Source organism: Streptomyces sp. NPDC059371 (genome assembly GCF_042751995.1).
Classification (GTDB): Bacteria; Actinomycetota; Actinomycetes; order Streptomycetales; family Streptomycetaceae; genus Streptomyces.
This window is the reverse complement of record NZ_JBHYXD010000131.1, coordinates 1-21,300: the sequence shown is the minus strand read 5'-3', so window position 1 is coordinate 21,300 and position 21,300 is coordinate 1. Positions and strand designations below refer to the sequence as shown.

The window sequence follows — 21,300 nt, the reverse complement described above, 5'->3', positions numbered from 1 at the left end:
ACCGCCGGCCCCTCCCCCCCCCCCCCGACCCCCGACTCGCCCCCGCCGGAGCGCCGCTAGCACCGTCTGGCTCCCGCCCCCTGCGCCCCCCCCGGTGCTCTAAGACCACGCCGCGCGCGGCCTTCCCGCGGCCCTTCACGGCCCCGGTGCCGCGCGGTTTCACCGAGGCCGTCGCGGACGCGCGGAAGGCGTCCGCGAACCCGGCCGGGCGCACCGCACGCGATTTCTCCGGCGGATCCCTTATCCCCGCCCGCCGTCCCCCGGCTCACGGCCGCCCGGACGATTTCCCGCGTGCCGATCCTCTACGTACCGATCTTCTTCGTACGCGAACCCCAGTGACTCGTCTCCGGCCCCGGCGGCGGTAAAGGACTGAAGGACGGATGGACATGAAGGACACGGGCCTGATTCCCGCTCCCCTCGTCGTCGAAGGCACGGCGGAGGGGCGGTTCACGCTGGACGCGGACACCGTCCTGTGGGCCGCGCCGGGCACGGACACCACCGGACGCTGGCTCGGCTCGGCCCTCGGCGCCGCGCTCGGACTGCCGCTGCGACCTGGGCCGCGGGACGCTCCGCGCGCCGTACGCCTGCTCCTCGACGACACCCTGGAGCCGGAGGCGTACCGGCTCGGTGTCGGCGACGACGGTGTCGAGATCCGCGGCGGCGACGCGGCCGGCGTGTTCTGGGGCGCCCAGACACTGCGTCAACTGCTGGGCCCCGACGCTTTCCGCCGCGCCCCGGTCCGTCCGCGGGCGACGTACGAAATCGAGCACGGGGTCATCGAGGACGCGCCCCGATTCCGCTGGCGCGGCCTGATGCTCGACGTCTCCCGGCACTTCATGCCGAAGGAAGGCGTCCTGCGCTACCTCGATCTGCTGGCCGCGCACAAACTCAACGTCTTCCACTTCCATCTCACCGACGATCAGGGATGGCGTGTCCAGATCAATCGCTATCCGAAGCTGACGGAGATCGGCTCCTGGCGGGCGCGCACCAAATTCGGCCACCGGGCCTCGCCGCTGTGGGACGAGAAGCCGCACGGAGGCTTCTACACCCAGGACGACATCCGGGAGATCGTCGCGTACGCGGCCGAGCGGCATATCGCCGTCGTCCCCGAAATCGACATCCCCGGCCACTCGCAGGCGGCCATCGCCGCGTATCCGGAACTGGGCAACACCGACGTCATCGACACGACCTCCCTGACCGTCTGGGACAACTGGGGCGTCTCCAAAAACGTACTCGCCCCCACTGACAACACCCTGCGCTTCTACGAGGGGGTGTTCGAGGAACTCCTCGACCTGTTCCCGGCGGACCCGGGCCGCTTCCCGGAGTTCTCCGGTTTCTTCCACATCGGGGGCGACGAGTGCGCCAAGGACCAGTGGAGGGAGTCGGCCACGGCGCAGGCGCGCATCCGGGAACTCGGGCTCGCCGACGAGGACGAGCTGCAGGCCTGGTTCATCCGGCACTTCGACAACTGGCTGTCCGCGCGCGGACGTCGGCTCATCGGCTGGGACGAGATCCTGGAGGGCGGTCTCGCGCCCGGCGCCGCGGTCTCGTCGTGGCGCGGCTACCAGGGCGGGGTCACCGCCGCGCGCGCGGGCCACGACGTCGTCATGTGCCCCGAGCAGCACGTGTACCTGGACTACCGTCAGGCCGCGGGCGAGGACGAACCGGTGCCGATCGCCTACGTGCGCACCCTGGAGGACGTCTACCGCTTCGAGCCGGTTCCGCCGCAGCTCACCGAGGCGGAGGCGCGGCACGTGCTGGGCGCGCAGGCCAACCTGTGGACCGAGGTGATGGAGGACCACACGCGCGTGGACTACCAGGCGTTCCCGAGGCTCGCCGCCTTCGCCGAGGTCGCGTGGAGCCGTCTGCCGGCCCCCGGGGAACGGGACTTCACCGGCTTCGAGCGGCGGATGGACGCCCACTACGGACGGCTCGACGCCCTCGGCGTGGCCTACCGCGCGCCCTCGGGTCCGCGGCCGTGGCAGCGGCGGCCGGGGGTGCTCGGACGCCCGATCGAGGGGGCGCCCCCGAACGTGTGAGACCGCTCACGGTCGCCCGGCTCCGGTGCCTGTGCACCGGAGCCGTTGCACCGCAAGGAAAAATGGCCCCCAAGGGGCACCGAAGAGTGATAATCGGCTTCCACCGGTGATGCCGTGCGAAAACAGGCCATCTCCCTGGTGAGACGGGCGAATGCCTCCTAGCGGACCCCCGCGTCGAGGGCCCGGGAAGATGTGCCAGAGTTGCCCCGTCCGCCCTGTCAGCACGTACCGTACGGCAGCACAGGTGGGACCAGGTGGGGCAGCGGGAAGGGGCAACCGGTTTGACCACGCACGCACCGCAGACGGCTCAGGCCGTGACGCTGCCCGTCTCGCTGGACGAGGCGGTGGCGGCGCTGTCCGCCATGCCCACGGCCGTTCCGGTGGCCGGTGGCACGGATCTCATGGCCGCGGTCAACTCCGGACAGCTCAGGCCGGCCGCGCTCGTCGGCCTCGGCCGGATCACCGAGATCCGCGGCTGGCAGTACCAGGACGGCCACGCGCTGCTCGGCGCGGGCCTCACGCACGCCCGCATGGGCCGCCCCGACTTCGCCGCGCTCATCCCGGCGCTCGCGGCCGCCGCGCGGGCGGCCGGACCGCCGCAGATCCGCAACGCCGGCACCCTCGGCGGCAACATCGCCTCGGCCGCCCCCACCGGGGACGCGCTGCCCGTACTGGCCGCCCTGGAAGCCACGTTGATCATCGCGGGGCCGGGCGGAGCCCGCCGCGAGATCCCCGTGTCGCACCTGCTCGCCGGCGTGGACATGCTCCGCGGCGGAGAACTCATCGGCTACGTGCGCGTGCCGCTGCTGCACGCCCCGCAGGTCTTCCTGAAGGCCACCGGCCGCACCGGACCCGGGCGCGCCATCGCCTCCGTCGCGGTCGTCCTCGACCCGGCCCGGCGCGGCGTGCGCTGCGCCGTCGGCGCCATAGCGCCGATGCCGCTGCGCCCGCTGGACGCGGAGGCCTGGGTGGCCCAGCTCATCGACTGGGACAACAGCCGCGCGATCGTCCCCGAGGCGCTGGCCGCGTTCGGCGAGTACGTGGCCGCGGCCTGCATCCCGGACCCCGTCCCCGCCGAGGACGGAACCCTCACACCGCTTCCGCCCGCCGTACTGCACCTGCGGCGCACTGTCGCCGCGCTGGCCCGACGAGCACTTGGAAGGGCACTGTCGTGACCGACGACCAGCACGAAGAGGGCGCTTCGCGCGGTGGGAGCCGCTGGGACCCGCTGCCCCAGGGCGACTACGACGACGGAGCCACCGCCTTCGTCAAGCTCCCCGAGGGCGGCATAGAGGCGCTCCTCGCCAGCCGGGAGCCGCTGGCCGCGCCCGGACACGGCTATGTGCCCCCGCAGATCTCCGTGACTCCCGCCCCGCCCGAGTCCGCGGACCCGGCCGCCGGCGGCACCTGGGCCGGTCGGGGTGGCAACACGCAGTGGCCGGATCACGACACCGCACAGCAGGCCGGCGCCCACGACGACCGGTTCACGTACCACCCCGGGTCCACCGGGCAGTGGCAGTTCGACGACGGCTCCGGCCAGGCGCAGGGCCCCGGACACGACGTGACCGGGCAGTGGTCGATCCCGGTGGCCGGAGGCGACCTCCCGGACGAATCGGGCGAGTTCACCACCTCGGCGCTCGTCGAGCAGTGGGGCGGCACACCGCCCGCCACGCTCCCCGGCGGCGCGGCCGCGCCCTGGGCCGGCGAGATCGGACAGCCCTGGAGCGCCGACGCCCACGAAACGGCCGCTGAGGCCCCCGCCGGACACGCGGGGCATCCCGGAGCCGAATCGCCCGCACAGGCCGCCCAGGGGCCCGCACAGCCCGTTCGCGAGGCCCCCGAGCCCGCCGCCGACCCCGAGCCCGTGACGGCGGGGACACCCGAGGCGGCCGAGCCGGATCCGGCGCACGAGGCCGACGAGACACCCGACGCGGGCCTCCCGGCCCCGCCCGGACCCGATGATCACCCCCTCGCCTCCTACGTCCTGCGCGTCAACGGCGCCGACCGGCCGGTCACCGACGCCTGGGTCGGCGAGTCGCTGCTCTACGTGCTGCGCGAGCGGCTCGGCCTCGCGGGCGCCAAGGACGGCTGCTCGCAGGGCGAGTGCGGCGCCTGCAACATCCAGGTGGACGGCCGGCTCGTGGCGTCCTGCCTGGTACCCGGCGTCACCGCCGCCGGCAGCGAGGTGCGCACCGTCGAGGGCCTGGCCGCCGACGGGCAGTCCTCCGACGTCCAGCGGGCGCTGGCCAGGTGCGGTGCCGTGCAGTGCGGTTTCTGCGTCCCCGGCATGGCGATGACCCTGCACGACCTGCTGGAGGGCAACCCCGCTCCGACCGAGCTGGAGACCCGCCAGGCCCTGTGCGGCAACCTGTGCCGCTGCTCCGGCTACCGCGGTGTCCTGGACGCCGTGCGCGAGGTCGTCGCCGAACGCGAGGCGCACTCCGCGTCCGCGGCCGAGGCGGCCCCCGAGGCGGACGAGGCCCGCATCCCGCACCAGGCCGGCCCCGGCGCCGGCGGCATCCACCCGTCCGCGTACGAGGACGGCGCCGCCTACGGTTCCCCGGCACAGCAGCCGTACGGCCAGGACGGAGGCCAGGCGTGACCAACCAAGCCGCGACCGCGACACCGGCGGTTCCCGAGACGGGCCCCGAGCCCCTGCCGCACGGGCTCGGCGTCTCGCTGCCCGCCGCGGACGACCGCGCCAAGACCGAGGGCACGTTCCCCTACGCCGCCGACCTGTGGGCCGAGGGCCTGCTGTGGGCCGCCGTGCTCCGCTCGCCGCACCCGCACGCCCGCATCCTGTCCATCGACACCAGCCACGCGCGCGAGATGCCCGGCGTACGCGCGGTCATCACCCACGAGGACGTGCCCGGCACCCCGATCCACGGCCGCGGCAGAGCCGACCGTCCGGTGTTCGCCTCCGACGTCGTACGCCACCACGGCGAGCCCATCGCGGCCGTCGCCGCCGACCACCCCGACACCGCGCGCATGGCCGCGGCGGCCGTCATCGTCGAGTACGAGGTGCTCGAACCGGTCACCGACCCGGAGTACGCCTTCGAGGCCGAACCGCTGCACCCCGACGGCAACCTGATCCGGCACATCCCGCTGAGCCACGGCGACCCGGACGCGGTCGGCGAGGTCGTCGTCGAGGGCCTGTACCGCATCGGCCGCCAGGACCCCGCCCCCATCGGCGCCGAGGCCGGACTCGCCGTGCCCCGCCCCGACGGCGGCGTCGAGCTCTACATCGCCTCCACCGACCCGCACAGCGACCGCGACGCGGCCGCCGCCTGCTACGGCCTCGAACCCGCGCGCGTGAAGGTCGTCGTCACCGGTGTCCCCGGAGCCACCGCCGACCGCGAGGACCAGGGCTTCCAGCTCGCGCTCGGTCTCCTCGCCCTGGCGACCGGCTGCCCGGTGAAACTCACCGCCACGCGCGAGGAGTCCTTCCTCGGCCACGCCCACCGGCACCCGACCCTGCTGCGCTACCGGCACCACGCCGACGCCGAGGGCAACCTCGTCAAGGTCGAGGCCCAGATCCTGCTCGACGCGGGCGCCTACGCCGACACCTCCGGCGAGTCGCTGGCCGCCGCCGTCTCCTTCGCCTGCGGCCCCTACGTCGTCCCGAACGCCTTCATCGAGGGCTGGGCCGTCCGCACCAACAACCCGCCCTCGGGCCATGTGCGCGGCGAGGGCGCCCTCCAGGTGTGCGCCGCCTACGAGGCCCAGATGGACAAGCTGGCGAAGAAGCTCGGCGTCGACCCCGCCGAGCTGCGCCTGCGCAACGTCCTGGCCACGGGCGACGTCCTGCCCACCGGCCAGACGGTGACCTGCCCGGCGCCCGTCGCCGAGCTCCTCCAGGCCGTACGCGACTACCCGCTGCCCGCCCTGCCCAAGGACACGCCCGAGGACGAGTGGCTGCTGCCCGGCGGACCCGAGGGCGCGGGCGAACCCGGTGCCGTACGCCGCGGTGTCGGCTACGGACTGGGCATGGTGCACATGCTCGGCGCCGAGGGCGCCGACGAGGTCTCGACCGCCACCGTCAAGGTCCACGACGGCGTCGCCACCGTGCTCTGCGCGGCCGTGGAGACCGGCCAGGGCTTCACCACGCTGGCCCGCCAGATCGTCCAGGAGACCCTCGGCATCGACGAGGTGCACGTGGCTCCGGTCGACACCGACCAGCCGCCGGCCGGTCCGAGCTCCCGTGGCCGGCACACCTGGGTGTCCGGCGGAGCGGTGGAGCGCGCGGCCAAGATGGTCCGCACGCAGTTGCTGCAGCCCCTGGCGCACAAGTTCGGCATGTCCACCGAGCTGCTCCAGATCACCGACGGCAAGATCACGTCGTACGACGGAGTGCTGTCGACCACGGTCACCGAGGCGATGGACGGCAAGGAGCTGTGGGCGACCGCGCAGTGCCGCCCGCACCCCACCGAACCGCTGGACGAGAACGGCCAGGGCGACGCCTTCGTGGGCCTCGCGTTCTGCGCCGTCCGCGCGGTGGTCGACGTCGACATCGAACTCGGCTCGGTACGGGTCGTGGAGCTGGCGCTCGCCCAGGACGTCGGCCGGATCCTCAACCCGGCACAGCTCAGAGCCCGCATCGAGGCCGGCGTCACCCAGGGCGTGGGCGCCGCGCTGACCGAGAACCTCCGCACCAACCGCGGTCTGGTCCGCCACCCCGACCTCACCGGCTACGCCCTGCCGACCGCCCTGGACGCGCCCGACATCCGCATCGTCAAGCTGGTCGAGGAGCGCGACGTCGTCGCCCCCTTCGGTGCCAAGGCGGCCAGCGCGGTGCCGGTCGTGACCTCGCCCGCGGCCATCGCCTCCGCCGTACGCGCGGCCACCGGACGGCCGGTCAACCGGCTGCCGATCCGCCCGCAGGCGGCCGTGGTGACGGCCTCGTGACCGAGCGGGAGCGCACGTCCGGCGAAACCTCGCCGGACGGCTTCGCCCCGCCGGTCCCCGGCGCCGAAGCCGGGCAGCCGCGCTACGAACCCGCGCCCGGTGTGGGCAAACTGCTGGTCTGGGTGCTGCTGTTCGTGCTCGCGGCCGTGGCCGTCGTCCTCGGCGGCGTCTACCTCACCTGACGTCCACCGCTTCACCCGGCGTCCACAGCTTCGCTGACGCCCACCGCGGCGGCCCCACCGACGTTTTCCCGACCGGGCGCGGTCCGTCCCGGCGCGTCCCTGGCGTTGTCAGTGGTGCGGCGTATCGTTCTGGCTCGTGGGGAACTGCCGTGGCACGACCGGCCGTTCCCTTCCCGGGGGAAGCACGGAGCGTTCACATGCGCGGGGGAGCCATGAGTACGACTGACACCGAGATCGACGGCACGATCACACTGTCCGAGGACGAGCTGGGTCCGTTCGTCACGCACGTGGGCACCCGGAACCGGCTCACCGGCCCCGGACTGCCCCACGACGACGCGCTGCTCGCGTTCGGCGCCCTGCGCGAGCACGGCCTGCGCACGGTCGCCGACCTCGCGGGCGACGCCGACAAACTCGCGGAGGAACTGCGCGACCAGCTCGTCGTCGGAGCGCTGCGCAGCCTCGACCGGGACCTGGAGTCGATCCTGCTCGACGGGACGACGGGGGCGGTGTCCTCGGCGTACGTCCGGCCGAACCCCGCCCACCTGGACCTCTCGCCCCTGGCGCCCTCCCTGGACGCCCTGCTGCGCTTCGCGGCGGCCACCGGGGAACTGACACTGTCCCGGGGCCGTTCCGGCCCGTTCGGCCCGAAGGCGGTCGCACAGGTGTCGGACCGGCTGAGCGCCGTCTTCGAGGACGCCACCGGCGAGGACGTCCCTCCGTACTGGCGGATGGCCGCCCTGATCCGTCCGCTCGCCCGGATCGCCGGACCCGGCGACGGACTCGTCCTCGGGCTGCCGAAACGGCTGCTGGACGAGGAGTTCGGCGCGGGCGGGATCATGCGCTTCGAGGACGTCGACTTCCCGCCCGCCCTGACGCACGAGCCGACCCGCCGCTTCCTGCGGGAGTCGGGCCTGCCCGAGGACGGCTTCCTGTTCCAGCTCGACACCGAGATGCCGCTTGCGGCCCTCACCGAGTACTACGCGGACGAGGGCCCCGACGCGTTCTCCGCCGCTCTGCTCCCGGCCGCGGCCGGCCGCCTCATACGCCTCGGCGACCTCCTGGAGGACACGAGCCTGGTGCTGGACGGCACCACGGGCGCGGTGCTCGCCTGGAGCGAGCCGGACCTCACCCTGCGCCCGCTCAACGCGGACATCTCCACGCTGGCCTTCACCCTGTGGCTCCTCCACCGCGAGAAGACGGTGGACGCGGTCCACCACCTGAGCGACTCCTACGAACAGCTCGCCGCCACCCTGACCGAGACGCTCGCCACCGTCGACCCCGGCGCCTGCGACCGGACCCCGGCTCTCCCCGGCGACGACGGCCGCCGCCACTGGCCGGAGATATTCGAGGACCGCGCGGTCGGCATGCTGTACGCCTAGCGGCCCCGGCCGCCCGACGGGAGCGGCCGCCCCGAAGCAGAAACGGCCGCCCCTGGACGGGACGGCCGACTCCTGCGTGGAGACCGTGGCGGGATTCGAACCCACGTAACTCGAGTTGCAGTCGAGCCCCTGAACCACTCGGGCACACGGTCGTTCTCAGGTGCGGCACGGCTCACTCGTTCCGAACCTGATGGGAAGACCGTAAGCGGGGTGCCGGGAGGGGCTCAAGGGTTCCGGGGCGGCTGCAACGCGACTGCCACACGCCGTTCACGAAAGGCGGTCGGCCCGCCGGGAACGGGGTCGCGCCACGGCCCGGGGGAGTGGTCCTAGGTCCAAAGACCCGCCTGATCACCGACCATCGACAGGAGTCACCGAAAGCTGCGCACCTTACGCTGACCGGCATGACAGCAGTGGAAGCGAGCGAGGCCGCGACGATTCCGTCCGGGGGCGAGGGCGAGGACGACCGCGGGGTGCTCGGCCGGGCCTACCGTGCGCTCACCATCGGGATCGTCTCCGTGGTCCTGGTGATCGCGTTCGAGGCGACGGCCGTGGGGACGGCGATGCCCGTGGCCGCGCGAGAGCTCGACGGGGTCGCCCTGTACGCGTTCGCGTTCTCCGCCTACTTCACCACGAGCCTGTTCGGGATGGTGCTCGCCGGTCAGTGGTCCGACCGCGACGGGCCGCTGACCTCGCTCGCCTCGGGCATCGGCGCGTTCGCCGCCGGACTGCTGCTGTCCGGGACCGCCGGCGGGATGTGGATGTTCATCCTCGGACGGGCCGTCCAGGGACTCGGCGGCGGGCTCGTCATCGTCGCCCTGTACGTCGTCGTCGGGCGGGCCTACCCGCAGCGGCTGCGTCCCGCTGTCATGGCGGCGTTCGCGGCGGCCTGGGTGGTGCCCTCCGTGGTCGGACCGCTCGCCGCCGGCGCGGTCACCGAGCACCTCGGCTGGCGCTGGGTGTTCATCGGCATTCCGGCGCTGGTCGGCGTCCCGCTCGTGTTCGCCCTGCCCCAGATACGGCGGCGGGCCTCCGGGCCCGCCGGGGCGGGCGACCGCCCGCCGCTGGACCGGCGGCGCATCCGGCTGGCGTTCGGGATCGCACTGGGCGCCGGGCTGTTCCAGTACGCCGCGCAGGATCTGCGCCCGCTCTCCCTCGTCCCCGCCGCGGCCGGTACCGCGCTGATCGTCCCCGCCGTGCGCGGGCTGCTGCCCCGCGGCACCTGGCGGGCCGCCCGCGGACTGCCGTCCGTGGTGCTGCTGCGCGGGGTCTCCGCCGGTGCCTTCATCGCCGCCGAGTCCTTCGTGCCGCTGATGCTGGTCACCCAGAGAGGGCTGTCGCCGACGCTCGCCGGACTCTCGCTCGCGGCCGGCGGCGGGACCTGGGCGCTGGGGTCCTGGGTGCAGGCGCGGCCGCGCGTGGAGCCGTACCGGGACCGTCTGATGTTCCTCGGCATGCTGCTGGTCGCGGCGGCCGTCGCCGCCGCGCCGAGTGTGCTGATCCCCGCCGTGCCGGTGTGGACCGTCGCCGTCGCCTGGGCGTTCGGCTGCTTCGGGATGGGCCTGGTGCTCGCCTCGACCAGCGTGCTGCTGCTCCAGCTCTCGGCCCCCGAGGAGGCCGGCGCCAACTCCGCCGCCCTGCAGATCTCCGACGCCCTGTCCAACGTGCTGCTGCTCGCCGTCGGCGGAGCCGCCTTCGCGGCCCTGGGCGGCGGCGCCGTGGCCGGCGCGGCCACGGCCACGGCCTCCGGCGCCCACACCTCCCACCCGGCCGCCTTCGCCGCGGTGTTCCTGCCCATGGCAGGGGTGGCGCTGCTGGGCGCCTGGGTGACGACACGCCTGCGGGAACCGGAGGGCACGGGCTGAGGGGACCCGCGGCGACGGCTCGTTCCGCGGCTCCCGCGGAGGGCTGCCCGGGGTGCCGGTGGCGCGGGCGGGTGATCTGTGACGTCAGTCCCATCCACCGCCGCCCCGGCCTTGTCCGCACCTCGTCGCGCGGCGGGCGCCGGTAGGGTGGCCCGGTTGTCATACGTAGCCGAGCCGTCCGCGCGCCTCCCGTCACGTCTCACCCGACGCGCCGCGCACGGACCCGAACGCTCCCAATCGACACCCAGACCGGAGACCGTGACTACCACCGCCGCCAGCGCCTCCTCGCACACCCACCACCTCTCGCCCGCCTTCCCCGGACGAGCCCCCTGGGGCACCGCCAACAAGCTGCGCGCCTGGCAGCAGGGGGCGATGGAGAGGTACCTCCAGGAGCAGCCGCGCGACTTCCTCGCCGTAGCCACCCCCGGTGCCGGCAAGACGACGTTCGCGCTGACGCTCGCGTCCTGGCTGCTGCACCACCACGTGGTCCAGCAGGTGACCGTGGTCGCGCCGACCGAGCACCTGAAGAAGCAGTGGGCCGAGGCGGCCGCGCGGATAGGGATCAAGCTCGATCCCGAGTACAGCGCCGGGCCGCTCAGCAAGGAGTACCACGGCGTCGCCGTCACGTACGCCGGTGTCGGTGTGCGGCCGATGCTCCACCGCAACCGCTCCGAGCAGCGCAAGACCCTCGTCATCCTCGACGAGATCCACCACGCCGGTGACAGCAAGTCCTGGGGCGAGGCCTGCCTGGAGGCGTTCGAGCCCGCCACCCGCCGGCTCGCCCTCACGGGTACGCCCTTCCGCTCCGACACCAACCCCATCCCCTTCGTGACGTACGAGGAGGGAAACGACGGCATCCGGCGGTCCTCGGCCGACTACACGTACGGCTACGGCAACGCGCTGGCCGACCACGTCGTGCGGCCCGTCATCTTCCTCTCCTACAGCGGCAACATGCGCTGGCGCACCAAGGCGGGCGACGAGATCGCCGCGCGGCTCGGCGAGCCGATGACCAAGGACGCCATCAGCCAGGCCTGGCGCACCGCGCTCGACCCGCGCGGCGAGTGGATGCCGAGCGTGCTGCGCGCCGCCGACCAGCGCCTCACCGAAGTGCGCAAGGGCATCCCGGACGCCGGGGCGCTCGTCATCGCCTCGGACCAGGAGTCCGCGCGCGCGTACGCCAAGCTGATCCGCGAGATCACCGGCACCAAGGCGACCCTCGTGCTCTCCGACGACACCGGAGCCTCGAAGCGGATCGACGACTTCGCGGCGAGCGAGGACCGGTGGATGGTCGCCGTCCGCATGGTGTCCGAGGGCGTCGACGTGCCCCGCCTGGCCGTCGGCGTGTACGCCACCACCATCTCGACCCCCCTCTTCTTCGCCCAGGCCGTCGGCCGTTTCGTACGGTCCCGCAGGCGCGGCGAGACGGCTTCCGTGTTCCTGCCGACCGTCCCCGACCTCCTCACCTTCGCCAACGAGATGGAGGTCGAGCGCGACCACGCCCTCGACAAGCCCAAGAAGGAGGGCGAGGAGGACCCGTACGCCGAGTCCGAGAAGGAGATGGAGGAGGCGAACAAGGAGCAGGACGAGGACACCGGCGAGCAGGAGCAGTTCTCCTTCGAGGCGCTGGAGTCCGAGGCCGTCTTCGACCGGGTCCTCTACGACGGCGCCGAGTTCGGCATGCAGGCCCACCCGGGAAGCGCGGAGGAGCAGGACTACCTCGGCATCCCCGGCCTCCTCGAACCCGACCAGGTCCAGCTCCTGCTCCAGAAGCGGCAGGCCCGGCAGATCGCGCACAGCCGCAAGAAGCCGGACTCCGAGGCGGACCTCCTGGAGATCCCCGCCGAGCGCCGCCCCGTCGTCTCCCACAAGGAGATGCTGGAACTGCGCAAGCAGCTCAACACCATGGTCGGCGCGTACGTCCACCAGAGCGGCAAGCCGCACGGCGTGATCCACACCGAGCTGCGCCGCGTCTGCGGCGGCCCGCCGAGCGCGGAGGCCACGGCCGGACAGCTCCGGCAGCGCATCGCCAAGGTCCAGGAGTGGGCCACCCGGATGCGGTGACGTCCCCCGGGAACCGGCGGGGACGCCCGAGGCGTCCAAGACCGGGGGGACATGGGCAACCGGTTACCTCCGGAAACGGCGGTATCCGGAACCCGTGGCACGCGGTGCCGCAGCCGCCCCGAGGGGGGCGTGTGCCGGCCGGTGCGGCGTGCACGGCGGCCTGCGCGCTGCGTACGCGGGCGGTGTACGCCGAGTGGCGCACGCCCCGCGTTCCGGGACAAACGGAATCACTTCGCACCGGCCGATGCCCGGATTCTGGACGGAGGCTTCCGCTCAGCGGACCGGCTCGCTACTGTCCGGCTACGCACACGCCCCGTGGCAGCGCCGCCGCGGAGCGCAGCCGTGAAGCGACTGCGGCCCGGGAACAGCCCGGGGCGCCGGCCGACCGGCGGCCTCTGAAGCGCGTCGCCGACGGGACTCGGTGCCGCATCCGCCGTACGAGGGCCGTCGACTCACCACTAAGGAGTGGGCGTCGTGACCGCGGAGACCTCTCAGACGCTCGACCGGGGACTGCGGGTCCTCAAGCTGCTCGCCGACACCGATCACGGGCTGACCGTCACCGAGCTCTCGAACAAACTGGGCGTCAACCGGACCGTGGTGTACCGGCTGCTCGCCACGCTGGAGCAGCACGCACTCGTACGCCGTGACCTGGGCGGCCGTGCCCGGGTCGGGCTCGGCGTGCTGCGCCTGGGCAGCCAGGTGCATCCGCTGGTCCGGGAGGCCGCGCTGCCCGCGCTGCGGGCGCTGGCCGAGGACATAGGCGCGACGGCGCATCTGACCCTGGTCGACGGGACGGAGGCGCTCGCCGTCGCGGTCGTCGAGCCGACCTGGACGGACTATCACGTGGCCTACCGCGCCGGTTTCCGGCACGCCCTGGACCGGGGGGCCGCGGGCCGCGCGATCCTCTCCGCCCGGCAGGCGCCGGTGGGCGAGCCCGGCTACACGCTCACCCACGGCGAGCTGGAGGCCGGCGCGAGCGGGGCCGCGGCGCCGCTGATCGGGGTGACGGGGGTCGAGGGCAGCGTGGGCGTGGTCATGTTGGCGGACGCCGTACCGGAGCGGGTCGGCCCGCGCGTGGTCGACGCGGCCCGAGAGGTGGCCGACGCCCTGCGCTGACCGGGCCGGGAGGCCTGACGACGAGACGGACCTGTGCGGGGATCGCGGGGCGTGCGGGGGCCGTGGGACCTGTGCGGAGGTTCGGTCGGGGGGTGACGTTAGATTGACCCCGTGCTCTCTCGCCTCACGCGCCCCCGGGCCGTCGCCGTCTGCGCCCTTCCCGTCGTGGCCCTGCTCGCCACGGCGGTGTTCGCGCCGCTGCCGTTCTCCCTGGCGCAGCCCGGCCTGACGGCGAACGTCCTCGGCGAGAACAAGGGCGAAGCGGTGATCACCATCAGCGGGGCGCCCACCCGGAACACCAGCGGCCAGCTCCGGATGACCACGATCGAGGCCACCGGCCCGGACGCGAGCGTCTCGCTCGGCGACGTGCTCAGCGCCTGGTTCGCCACGGACAAGGCCGTGATGCCCCGCGACTCGGTCTACCCGAGCGGCGGCAGCGTCAAGGAGATCGAGCGGCACAACGCGAACGAGATGAAGGAGTCCCAGGACAGCGCCACCGAGGCGGCCCTGGGGTACCTGCACGAGAAGGGTGATGTGAAGGTCACGCTCAAGCTCGCCGATGTCGGCGGACCGAGCGCGGGACTGCTCTTCTCGCTCGGGATCATCGACAAGCTGGACGGCGACGGCAGCGGCGGCGACCTCACGGGCGGCCGGGTCGTCGCGGGTACGGGGACGATCGACGCCGACGGCAAGGTCGGCGCGGTCGGCGGTGTCAGCCTCAAGACCCAGGCGGCCCGCCGCGACGGCGCGACCGTGTTCCTGGTTCCGAAGGCGGAGTGCTCGGACGCGAAGGCGGAGCTGCCGAAGGGGCTCCGCCTGATCCCGGTGACCGACCTCGACGGAGCGGTGAACTCCCTGGTGGCCCTGGAGAAGAACAAGGGCTCGGTCCCGAGCTGCTAGGGACCGGCTCCCGGTAGTGACGGGCTCCCGGTAGGGACCGGCTCCCGGTAGTGACCAGCTCCCGGTTCCGGCCGGGAGCCGGTCCGTCAGCAGGCGACGGCGACGGTCGCCCTCGGCGCGGAGGCCAGCCGGAGGCCGACCTCCACCAGTGCCCAGCCGACGCGGGCACGCACTCGGCCGGGGCTCACGACCTCGGTGGTGAGCCGGTAGGCGTCCGCCTCGGCACGCAGGTCGGCGGCGCGCACGTGCTGCAACTGGAGGTGGGTCTCGGGATGCATGGCAGTGACCTTTCTGTCGGTGTGATCGAGTCGTGCGCGGAGTCCGACCGGGTGGATCAGGCGGAGGCCTGAGGGAAGACGTGTGTGTGGAAGCGCACCTGCTCCGCCTCGGGATCGTCCTCGGGTCGTTCGAGGGCGCAGTAGCTGTCGAGCAGGTCGTGCATCTTCTTGACGAGTTCCTTGGCCTGCGCCGGGGTCAGGCGCATCGTGAAGTCGCTCATGTCGGAGGCGGGAGTCCATCTGTCCCCCCACTCCTCGCGGGTGCCGAGCCAGGTCGACAGCTCACGCGCGTGGGTGGTGGCCACCTCGTGCAGGAACATGTCGGCCGCTCCGCGTACCGCCGGGTCCGGGTCGCTGAGCAGGTCCTCGCCGAAGTCCAGGCCCTGGTGCACCGCCCGCCACCAGCGCTCGCGCCCCTTGCCCCGCTCGGGGGCGTCCTCGACGAAGCCGTGCGCGGCGAGCTGCCGCAGGTGGTAGCTGGTTGCTCCGCTGGACTCGCCCAGTCGCTCGGCGAGCATCGACGCGGTGGCCGGCCCCTTCTGGCGCAGGCTGCTCAGCAGTTCCATGCGCAGAGGGTGGGCGATCCCGCGCAGGGAGCGGGCGTCGAGGCGGCGGTGCTGCGGGGGTTCGGGCGGCAGAGGTGGCTGCGGGGGGAGGGGTGCTTCCGGGGGAAGCGGTGGCTGCTCCGTCATGTGTACAAAGATAGCGTTGCAAAGAAGTCCTTGCAACGGGTTCTTTGTAACTTTGCCGCCGGGTCCCGCCCGCCGGCCGAATCCCCGAAGTCGCCACCCTCGTAAGCCTGTTCAGTCCTGCTTCACGAACCCCTCCGACGTCATCCAGTCCAGCGCCACCTCGTGCGGGTCCTGGCCCTGGACGTCCACCTTCGCGTTCAGGTCCTGCGCCACCGTGTTGTTCAGCCTCTTCGTCACCGGCTCGATGACCTCGGCGATCTGCGGATACTTCTTCAGGGCCTTGGAGTTGATCACCGGGGCCGCGTTGTAGTTGGGGAAGAACTTCTTGTCGTCCTTCATCACCACCAGGTTCATCGACTTGATGCGCCCGTCGGTGGTGAACACCTCCCCGTACGTACAACTCCCCTTCTCCACCTGGGTGTAGATGATCCCGGTGTCCATCTGGGTGATGTTCTTCGCGGGGATGTGCATCCCGTACGCCTTCTCCATGCCCGGCAGTCCGTCGGCCCGGTTGGCGAACTCGCTCTCCACGCACAGCGTGACGGCGCTCGGGTCCGACTTCGAGAGCGCGGCCACGTCGGACAGCGTGGTCGTGCCGTACTTCTTGAAGTTGGCCTGGTTCATGGCGAGCGCGTAGGTGTTGTTGAGGGCGGACGGCGGCAGCCAGGTGACCCCGTTCTTCGGGTCGGCGTCGTGCACGGCCTGCCACTGCTTCTGCGGGTCCGGGATCGGCTCGCTGTTGCCGAGGTAGGTGATCCACGCGGTGCCCGTGTACTCGTACATGGCGTCCGCGTCACCGTTCTTGATGGCCTCGCGCGCGCCGATCGAGCCCTGGATGCCGGTGCGGTCGACCACCTTCGCACCCGCCGCCTGGAACGCGATGCCCATGATCGCGCCGAGGATCAACTGTTCCGTGAACTCCTTCGACGCCACCGTGAGGTTCGCGCCCTTGAGCGGATCGCCCCGCCCGATGGTCCCCGGCTTCACGTTGTCGGTCATGGGGGAGCCGCTGGTCAGCCCGCACCCGGACGACAGGACGAGGACGGCGGCCAGGGCCGCGTGGGCGCGCGCCGTCCTCATGTCTCCACCTCCAGCCCGCGCGGTCGCAGCAGCAGTTCCGCCAGCGACGCCAGCCAGTCGACAAGGAGCGCGAGGGCGACGGTGAGGATGGCGCCGAGGACCAGGACCGGCATGCGCTGGGTGGTGATGCCCGTGGTGATCAGGACACCGAGACCGCCGCCTCCGCCGAACGTGGCCAGCGTCGCCGTGCCCACGTTCAGGACGAGCGCCGTACGGACGCCGGCGAGGATCAGCGGTACGGCCAGCGGCAGTTCGACCCGGGAGAGCACGCCCAGCGGTGACATGCCGATGCCGCGCGCGGCCTCCAGCAGGGTCGGGTCGTTGGCCTTCAGGCCGGTGATGGTGTTGGACAGGACGGGCAGGATCGCGTAGATCGTGATGCCGATCAGGGCCGACTTCTCGCCGGTGCCGAGCCAGATCACGAGCAGGGCCAGCAGGCCGATCGCCGGGGTCGCCTGCCCCATGTTGGCGATCGTCATGGCGAGCGGGGTCAGCTTGCGGAACGCCTTGCGGGTCAGCAGGATCCCCAGCGGAATCGCGATGATCAGCACGAAGAACGTGGAGATCACCGTCAACTGGATGTGCTGCCAGAGGGCTTTGGACACCTGGCCGTTCGACAGGGCGTTCTTGGAGATCGCGTCGAGGTCGGCCTGCTGGAACCAGATCCAGGTGCCCAGCAGCAGAGCGATCAGCACGGCGGGCAGGAAGGTCAGCTTCTGCCAGCTGATCCGGCGCCTCGGGGCCGTCGGCGGCGGTGGTGGCACCTCCCGCTCCGTGCCCTCGCCTTCGCTGTCGTCACGGAAGGCCACCCCCTTGACCTCGTGTTCGCCCTCGTGACGCCGATCGGTGGGCGGTGTGCTCACGCCTTCGCCTCCCCGCCGTCGACACCCTCCTGCTCGAACTGGGTCTGATGGGCGCGCGCCTCCTCCAGTTCGTGCTGGTGCTCCATGGCCTCCAGCCGGTCGGCCTCCAGGAGTTCGTGCACGGAGTTCATCAGGGTCTCCATGTCGACCACCCCGGTGTACTCGCCGCGCCGACCCGTCACCGGTACCCGGCCCGAGTTGTCGGTGAGCACCGCCTCCAGGGCATCGCGCAGGGTGGCGTCCCTGGTCACCGTGTCGTGCACCAGCGTGCCGGCCCGCGCGAGCGAGCCCTTGGCCCGCATCAGATCGCCGCGCCGCAGCCACTTGTAGGGGCGGCCCCGCTTGTCGAGCAGCAGGATCTCGTTCGTACCGCTGGAGCGCAGCTTGCCGAAGATCTCCTGGAGCGGATCGTCCACGGTGACCGTCGGACAGCCGCTGATCTCCACATCCCGTACGCGGCTGAGATTGAGCCGCTTCAGCGCCGCGCCCGCGCCCACGAACCCCGACACGAAGTCGTCGGCCGGATTGGTGAGGATCGCCTCCGGGGTGTCGAACTGCGCGATGTGCGAGTGCTCGCGCAGCACCGCGATCCGGTCGCCCAGCTTGATGGCCTCGTCGAAGTCGTGCGTCACGAACACGATCGTCTTGTGCAGCTCGTACTGGAGCCGGATCAACTCGTCCTGGAGGTGGTCGCGCGTGATCGGGTCCACCGCGCCGAACGGCTCGTCCATGAGCAGGACGGGCGGGTCCGCGGCCAGTGCCCGCGCCACGCCCACGCGCTGCTGCTGTCCGCCGGAGAGCTGGCGCGGATAGCGGCCCCGGAACTCGCCGGGGTCGAGCCCCACGAGGTCCAGCATCTCCTCGACCCGGGCCGTGATCCGCGCCTTCGGCCAGCCGGTCATCCGGGGGACCAGCGCGATGTTCTGGGCGACCGTCATGTGCGGGAAGAGCCCGGACGACTGGATGGCGTACCCGACCTTGCGGCGCAGTTTCACCGGGTCCATGTCGGTGACGTCCTCGCCGCCGATCCGGATGCGGCCGCCGCTCGGCTCGATCAGCCGGTTGATCATCTTCAGGGTGGTCGACTTGCCGCAGCCGGACGGGCCGACGAAGACGACGAGTTCACCCGCCTTGATCTCCATGTTGACGCTGTCGACGGCCGCGTCCCTGCTGCCGGGGTAGCGCTTGGTGAGGTTCTCCAGCTCGATCGTGGCGCCCGTGGTGGACGACGTGCCCCCGCCCGCGCCGCCCCGGCCGTCCCCGCCCGCGCCGCTTCCCCCGCCCGCGCCGCTTCCCCCGCCCGCGCCGCTTCCGCCGCGCGCGCCGCCCGCCGCACCGGCGGGACCCTCGGCGTCCGCGGGGCCTTCGGCGGTCTCCGCTGTCTCAGGCACGGATCCCCCTCGGAATGGTCAGCCGGCCCAGCAGGACGTAGCCGGCGTCGAAGAGCAGCGCCAGGATGATGATCCCGACCGTGCCCGCGAGCACCTGGTTGAGCGCGTTCTTGCTGCCCAGCGAGCTGATGCCGCGGAAGATCTCGTTGCCGAGGCCGGGCCCGGAGGCGTAGGCCGCGATGGCGGCGATGCCCATCAGCATCTGGGTGGAGATCCGGATGCCGGTCAGGATCGGCGGCCAGGCCAGCGGCAGTTCGACACGCATCAGGCGGGTCGTCCGCGACATGCCGATACCCCGGGCCGCGTCCACCAGTGAGGGATCGACACCGCGCAGGCCGACGATCGCGTTGCGCACGATCGGCAGCAGCCCGTACAGCGTCAGGGCGATCACCGTCGGCGGGACGCCCAGGCCCACGATCGGGATCAGCAGGCCGATCATGGCCAGCGAGGGAATCGTCAGAATCGCGGAGGTCGTCGTGGTGGCGAGGTTGCCCGCCCAGTCGCTGCGGTAGGTGACGACGCCGATCAGCACGCCGATGACGGTCGCCACGACCATGCACTGGAAGACCGCGCTGGCGTGCTGGTAGGCGTCGGTGAGGAGCTGTTCGTGGCGGCTGCTCAGGTACTGCCAGAAGTTCACGCCGGGTCACCTCGCTCCTCGGTTCAGCGCTCGGCCGCCGCCTGTTCCACGAGCGGGATGATCCGCAGCGGAACCGGGTTCTCCATGACGATCGCCGTGGAGGCCCGGACGATGCCATCAAAACCGACAACCCGGTCGATCACACGTTGGAGATCGGCGTTGGAGCGGGCCACCAGCCGGCACAGCATGTCCCCGCTGCCGGTCGTCGTGTGCAGCTCCAGCACCTCGGGCACGGTCGTCAAGTGGGCGCGTACGTCCGCGCCTTGTCCCTGCCGGATCTGGAGCGTGGCGAACGCCGTGACCGGATAGCCGAGCGCGGCCGGGTCGACCTCGGGACCGAAGCCCCGGATGACTCCGTTCGACTGAAGGCGGTCCAGCCGGGCCTGCACCGTCCCCCGCGCGACCCCGAGCCGCCGGGACATCTCCAGGACGCCGATGCGCGGCTCCTCGGCCAGCAGTACGAGCAGCCGCCCGTCCAGATGATCGATCGCCATGGGTGCCTCCGAGATGGTCATCGTGTACAGAAAGCCCGACGGTACGGGTCACTCGCTGAACATATTGCTCAGGCGACAGGCGAACTATTGCGCACCTTGCGGAACGGAGAGAGCCTGCGGCCATGACGCAGACCACACACGACACTCCCGACACCGCCCGGCAGGCCGATCCCTTCCCGGTCAAGGGAATGGACGCGGTCGTCTTCGCCGTCGGCAACGCCAAGCAGGCCGCGCACTACTACTCCACGGCCTTCGGCATGCGGCTCGTCGCGTACTCCGGACCGGAGAACGGCAGCCGCGAGACGGCGTCGTACGTCCTCGAGAACGGCTCCGCGCGCTTCGTGTTCACCTCGGTGATCAAGCCCGCCACCACCTGGGGCCACTTCCTGGCCGAACACGTGGCGGAGCACGGCGACGGCGTCGTCGACCTCGCCATCGAGGTCCCGGACGCCCGCGCCGCCCACGCGTACGCCGTCGAGCACGGCGCCCGCTCGATCGCCGAGCCGTACGAGATGAAGGACGAGAACGGCACGGTCGTCCTCGCCGTCATCGCCACGTACGGCAAGACCCGCCACACGCTCGTCGAGCGGACCGGCTACGACGGCCCCTACCTGCCCGGGTACGTGGCCGCCGCCCCGATCGTCGAGCCCCCCGCCAAGCGCACCTTCCAGGCCATCGACCACTGCGTCGGCAACGTCGAGCTCGGCCGGATGAACGACTGGGTCGGCTTCTACAACAAGGTCATGGGCTTCACGAACATGAAGGAGTTCGTGGGCGACGACATCGCGACCGAGTACAGCGCGCTGATGTCGAAGGTCGTCGCCGACGGCACGCTCAAGGTCAAGTTCCCGATCAACGAGCCCGCCATCGCCAAGAAGAAGTCCCAGATCGACGAGTACCTGGAGTTCTACGGCGGCGCGGGCGTCCAGCACATCGCCCTGAACACGAACGACATCGTCGCGACCGTACGCACCATGCGCGCGGCCGGTGTCCAGTTCCTCGACACCCCCGACTCGTACTACGACACGCTCGGCGAGTGGGCCGGCGACACCCGAGTCCCCGTCGACACCCTGCGCGAGCTGAAGATCCTCGTCGACCGCGACGAGGACGGCTATCTGCTCCAGATCTTCACCAAGCCGGTCCAGGACCGTCCGACCGTCTTCTTCGAGATGATCGAGCGCCACGGCTCGATGGGCTTCGGCAAGGGCAACTTCAAGGCCCTGTTCGAGGCGATCGAGCGCGAGCAGGAGAAGCGCGGCAACCTCTGACCCGGAGAACCGGCCCTTCCCGCCTGAAGGCCGGCCGGTCCTCACCTGTCCGGCGGGGGGGGCCGTCCGCGGCGCCCCGGGCGCGTGACGGGGATGGGAGCCCGGGGCGGGCGAGCTCGCAACAGCAAAAGAGAAGGCGCACGAACTTTT

General features: G+C 72.0%; 18 protein-coding genes and 1 tRNA gene. 11 read left to right on the top strand and 8 right to left on the bottom strand.

The window, feature by feature from the left end; genetic code table 11:
• Positions 1 to 386: 386 nt before the first annotated feature.
• The 6 genes from ACFXGX_RS39615 to ACFXGX_RS39590 all read left to right on the top strand — a co-directional run bounded on the left by ACFXGX_RS39615 (position 387) and on the right by ACFXGX_RS39590 (position 8,505).
• Entirely contained in the window at positions 387 to 2,039 is a 1,653-nt protein-coding gene (locus ACFXGX_RS39615) for a beta-N-acetylhexosaminidase (RefSeq protein WP_384802119.1), read from the top strand.
• Between the two features lie 281 nt (positions 2,040 to 2,320).
• Entirely contained in the window at positions 2,321 to 3,214 is an 894-nt protein-coding gene (locus ACFXGX_RS39610) for an FAD binding domain-containing protein (RefSeq protein ID WP_384802116.1), read from the top strand.
• A complete protein-coding gene (locus tag ACFXGX_RS39605; RefSeq protein ID WP_384802113.1) occupies positions 3,211 to 4,641 on the top strand; it encodes a 2Fe-2S iron-sulfur cluster-binding protein in 1,431 nt (476 codons plus the stop codon). Before ACFXGX_RS39610 ends, ACFXGX_RS39605 begins: the two co-directional genes overlap by 4 nt.
• Positions 4,638 to 6,944 carry a xanthine dehydrogenase family protein molybdopterin-binding subunit gene (locus tag ACFXGX_RS39600; protein WP_384802110.1) on the top strand — a complete coding sequence of 769 codons (2,307 nt, stop codon included), beginning with the start codon at positions 4,638 to 4,640 and terminating at the stop codon, positions 6,942 to 6,944. Before ACFXGX_RS39605 ends, ACFXGX_RS39600 begins: the two co-directional genes overlap by 4 nt.
• Positions 6,941 to 7,126, top strand: coding sequence for a hypothetical protein (locus ACFXGX_RS39595; protein ID WP_384802107.1), 186 nt, complete (start codon positions 6,941 to 6,943; stop codon positions 7,124 to 7,126). Before ACFXGX_RS39600 ends, ACFXGX_RS39595 begins: the two co-directional genes overlap by 4 nt.
• Positions 7,127 to 7,338: 212 nt before the next feature.
• Complete coding sequence (locus tag ACFXGX_RS39590; RefSeq protein ID WP_384802104.1) at positions 7,339 to 8,505, top strand: SUKH-4 family immunity protein; 1,167 nt, start codon at positions 7,339 to 7,341, stop codon at positions 8,503 to 8,505.
• A 77-nt stretch (positions 8,506 to 8,582) separates the two neighbouring features.
• Here ACFXGX_RS39590 and ACFXGX_RS39585 read toward each other — a convergent pair.
• A tRNA-Cys gene (locus tag ACFXGX_RS39585) sits at positions 8,583 to 8,657 on the bottom strand.
• Positions 8,658 to 8,906: 249 nt separating this feature from the next.
• On the opposite strand from ACFXGX_RS39585, the gene ACFXGX_RS39580 reads away from it, so the two are divergent.
• The 4 genes from ACFXGX_RS39580 (at position 8,907) to ACFXGX_RS39565 (ending at position 14,444) form a co-directional block, all read left to right on the top strand.
• On the top strand, positions 8,907 to 10,367 hold the full coding sequence (locus ACFXGX_RS39580; protein ID WP_384802101.1) for an MFS transporter: 1,461 nt from the start codon (positions 8,907 to 8,909) through the stop codon (positions 10,365 to 10,367).
• Between the two features lie 258 nt (positions 10,368 to 10,625).
• The gene (locus ACFXGX_RS39575; RefSeq protein WP_384802098.1) at positions 10,626 to 12,428 is read left to right on the top strand and encodes a DEAD/DEAH box helicase; all 1,803 of its coding nucleotides are present in this window, start codon (positions 10,626 to 10,628) and stop codon (positions 12,426 to 12,428) included.
• A 474-nt stretch (positions 12,429 to 12,902) separates the two neighbouring features.
• Positions 12,903 to 13,544 carry an IclR family transcriptional regulator gene (locus tag ACFXGX_RS39570; RefSeq protein WP_384802095.1) on the top strand — a complete coding sequence of 214 codons (642 nt, stop codon included), beginning with the start codon at positions 12,903 to 12,905 and terminating at the stop codon, positions 13,542 to 13,544.
• A gap of 111 nt (positions 13,545 to 13,655) precedes the next feature.
• A complete protein-coding gene (locus ACFXGX_RS39565; RefSeq protein ID WP_384802092.1) occupies positions 13,656 to 14,444 on the top strand; it encodes a S16 family serine protease in 789 nt (262 codons plus the stop codon).
• Positions 14,445 to 14,530: 86 nt separating this feature from the next.
• Here the strand turns inward: ACFXGX_RS39565 and ACFXGX_RS39560 are convergent, their stop codons facing one another.
• The 7 genes from ACFXGX_RS39560 to ACFXGX_RS39530 all read right to left on the bottom strand — a co-directional run bounded on the left by ACFXGX_RS39560 (position 14,531) and on the right by ACFXGX_RS39530 (position 19,882).
• A complete protein-coding gene (locus ACFXGX_RS39560; RefSeq protein WP_384802089.1) occupies positions 14,531 to 14,722 on the bottom strand; it encodes a hypothetical protein in 192 nt (63 codons plus the stop codon).
• 56 nt (positions 14,723 to 14,778) lie between these two features.
• Complete coding sequence (locus ACFXGX_RS39555) at positions 14,779 to 15,414, bottom strand: ArsR/SmtB family transcription factor (protein ID WP_384802086.1); 636 nt, start codon at positions 15,412 to 15,414, stop codon at positions 14,779 to 14,781.
• A 111-nt stretch (positions 15,415 to 15,525) separates the two neighbouring features.
• A complete protein-coding gene (locus ACFXGX_RS39550; protein ID WP_384802083.1) occupies positions 15,526 to 16,494 on the bottom strand; it encodes a glycine betaine ABC transporter substrate-binding protein in 969 nt (322 codons plus the stop codon).
• Entirely contained in the window at positions 16,491 to 17,303 is an 813-nt protein-coding gene (locus ACFXGX_RS39545) for an ABC transporter permease (RefSeq protein WP_384802121.1), read from the bottom strand. Before ACFXGX_RS39545 ends, ACFXGX_RS39550 begins: the two co-directional genes overlap by 4 nt.
• Positions 17,304 to 17,353: 50 nt before the next feature.
• On the bottom strand, positions 17,354 to 18,748 hold the full coding sequence (locus ACFXGX_RS39540) for a betaine/proline/choline family ABC transporter ATP-binding protein (protein WP_384802080.1): 1,395 nt from the start codon (positions 18,746 to 18,748) through the stop codon (positions 17,354 to 17,356).
• Positions 18,741 to 19,388, bottom strand: coding sequence for an ABC transporter permease (locus ACFXGX_RS39535; protein ID WP_384802077.1), 648 nt, complete (start codon positions 19,386 to 19,388; stop codon positions 18,741 to 18,743). The genes ACFXGX_RS39540 and ACFXGX_RS39535 overlap by 8 nt, the downstream gene beginning before the upstream one ends.
• 23 nt (positions 19,389 to 19,411) lie before the next feature.
• Positions 19,412 to 19,882 (bottom strand): Lrp/AsnC family transcriptional regulator, encoded by a 471-nt coding sequence (locus ACFXGX_RS39530; protein ID WP_384802074.1) that lies wholly within the window; start codon positions 19,880 to 19,882, stop codon positions 19,412 to 19,414.
• Between the two features lie 122 nt (positions 19,883 to 20,004).
• On the opposite strand from ACFXGX_RS39530, the gene hppD reads away from it, so the two are divergent.
• The gene (gene hppD / locus ACFXGX_RS39525) at positions 20,005 to 21,150 is read left to right on the top strand and encodes a 4-hydroxyphenylpyruvate dioxygenase (protein ID WP_384802071.1); all 1,146 of its coding nucleotides are present in this window, start codon (positions 20,005 to 20,007) and stop codon (positions 21,148 to 21,150) included.
• Positions 21,151 to 21,300: the final 150 nt, after the last annotated feature.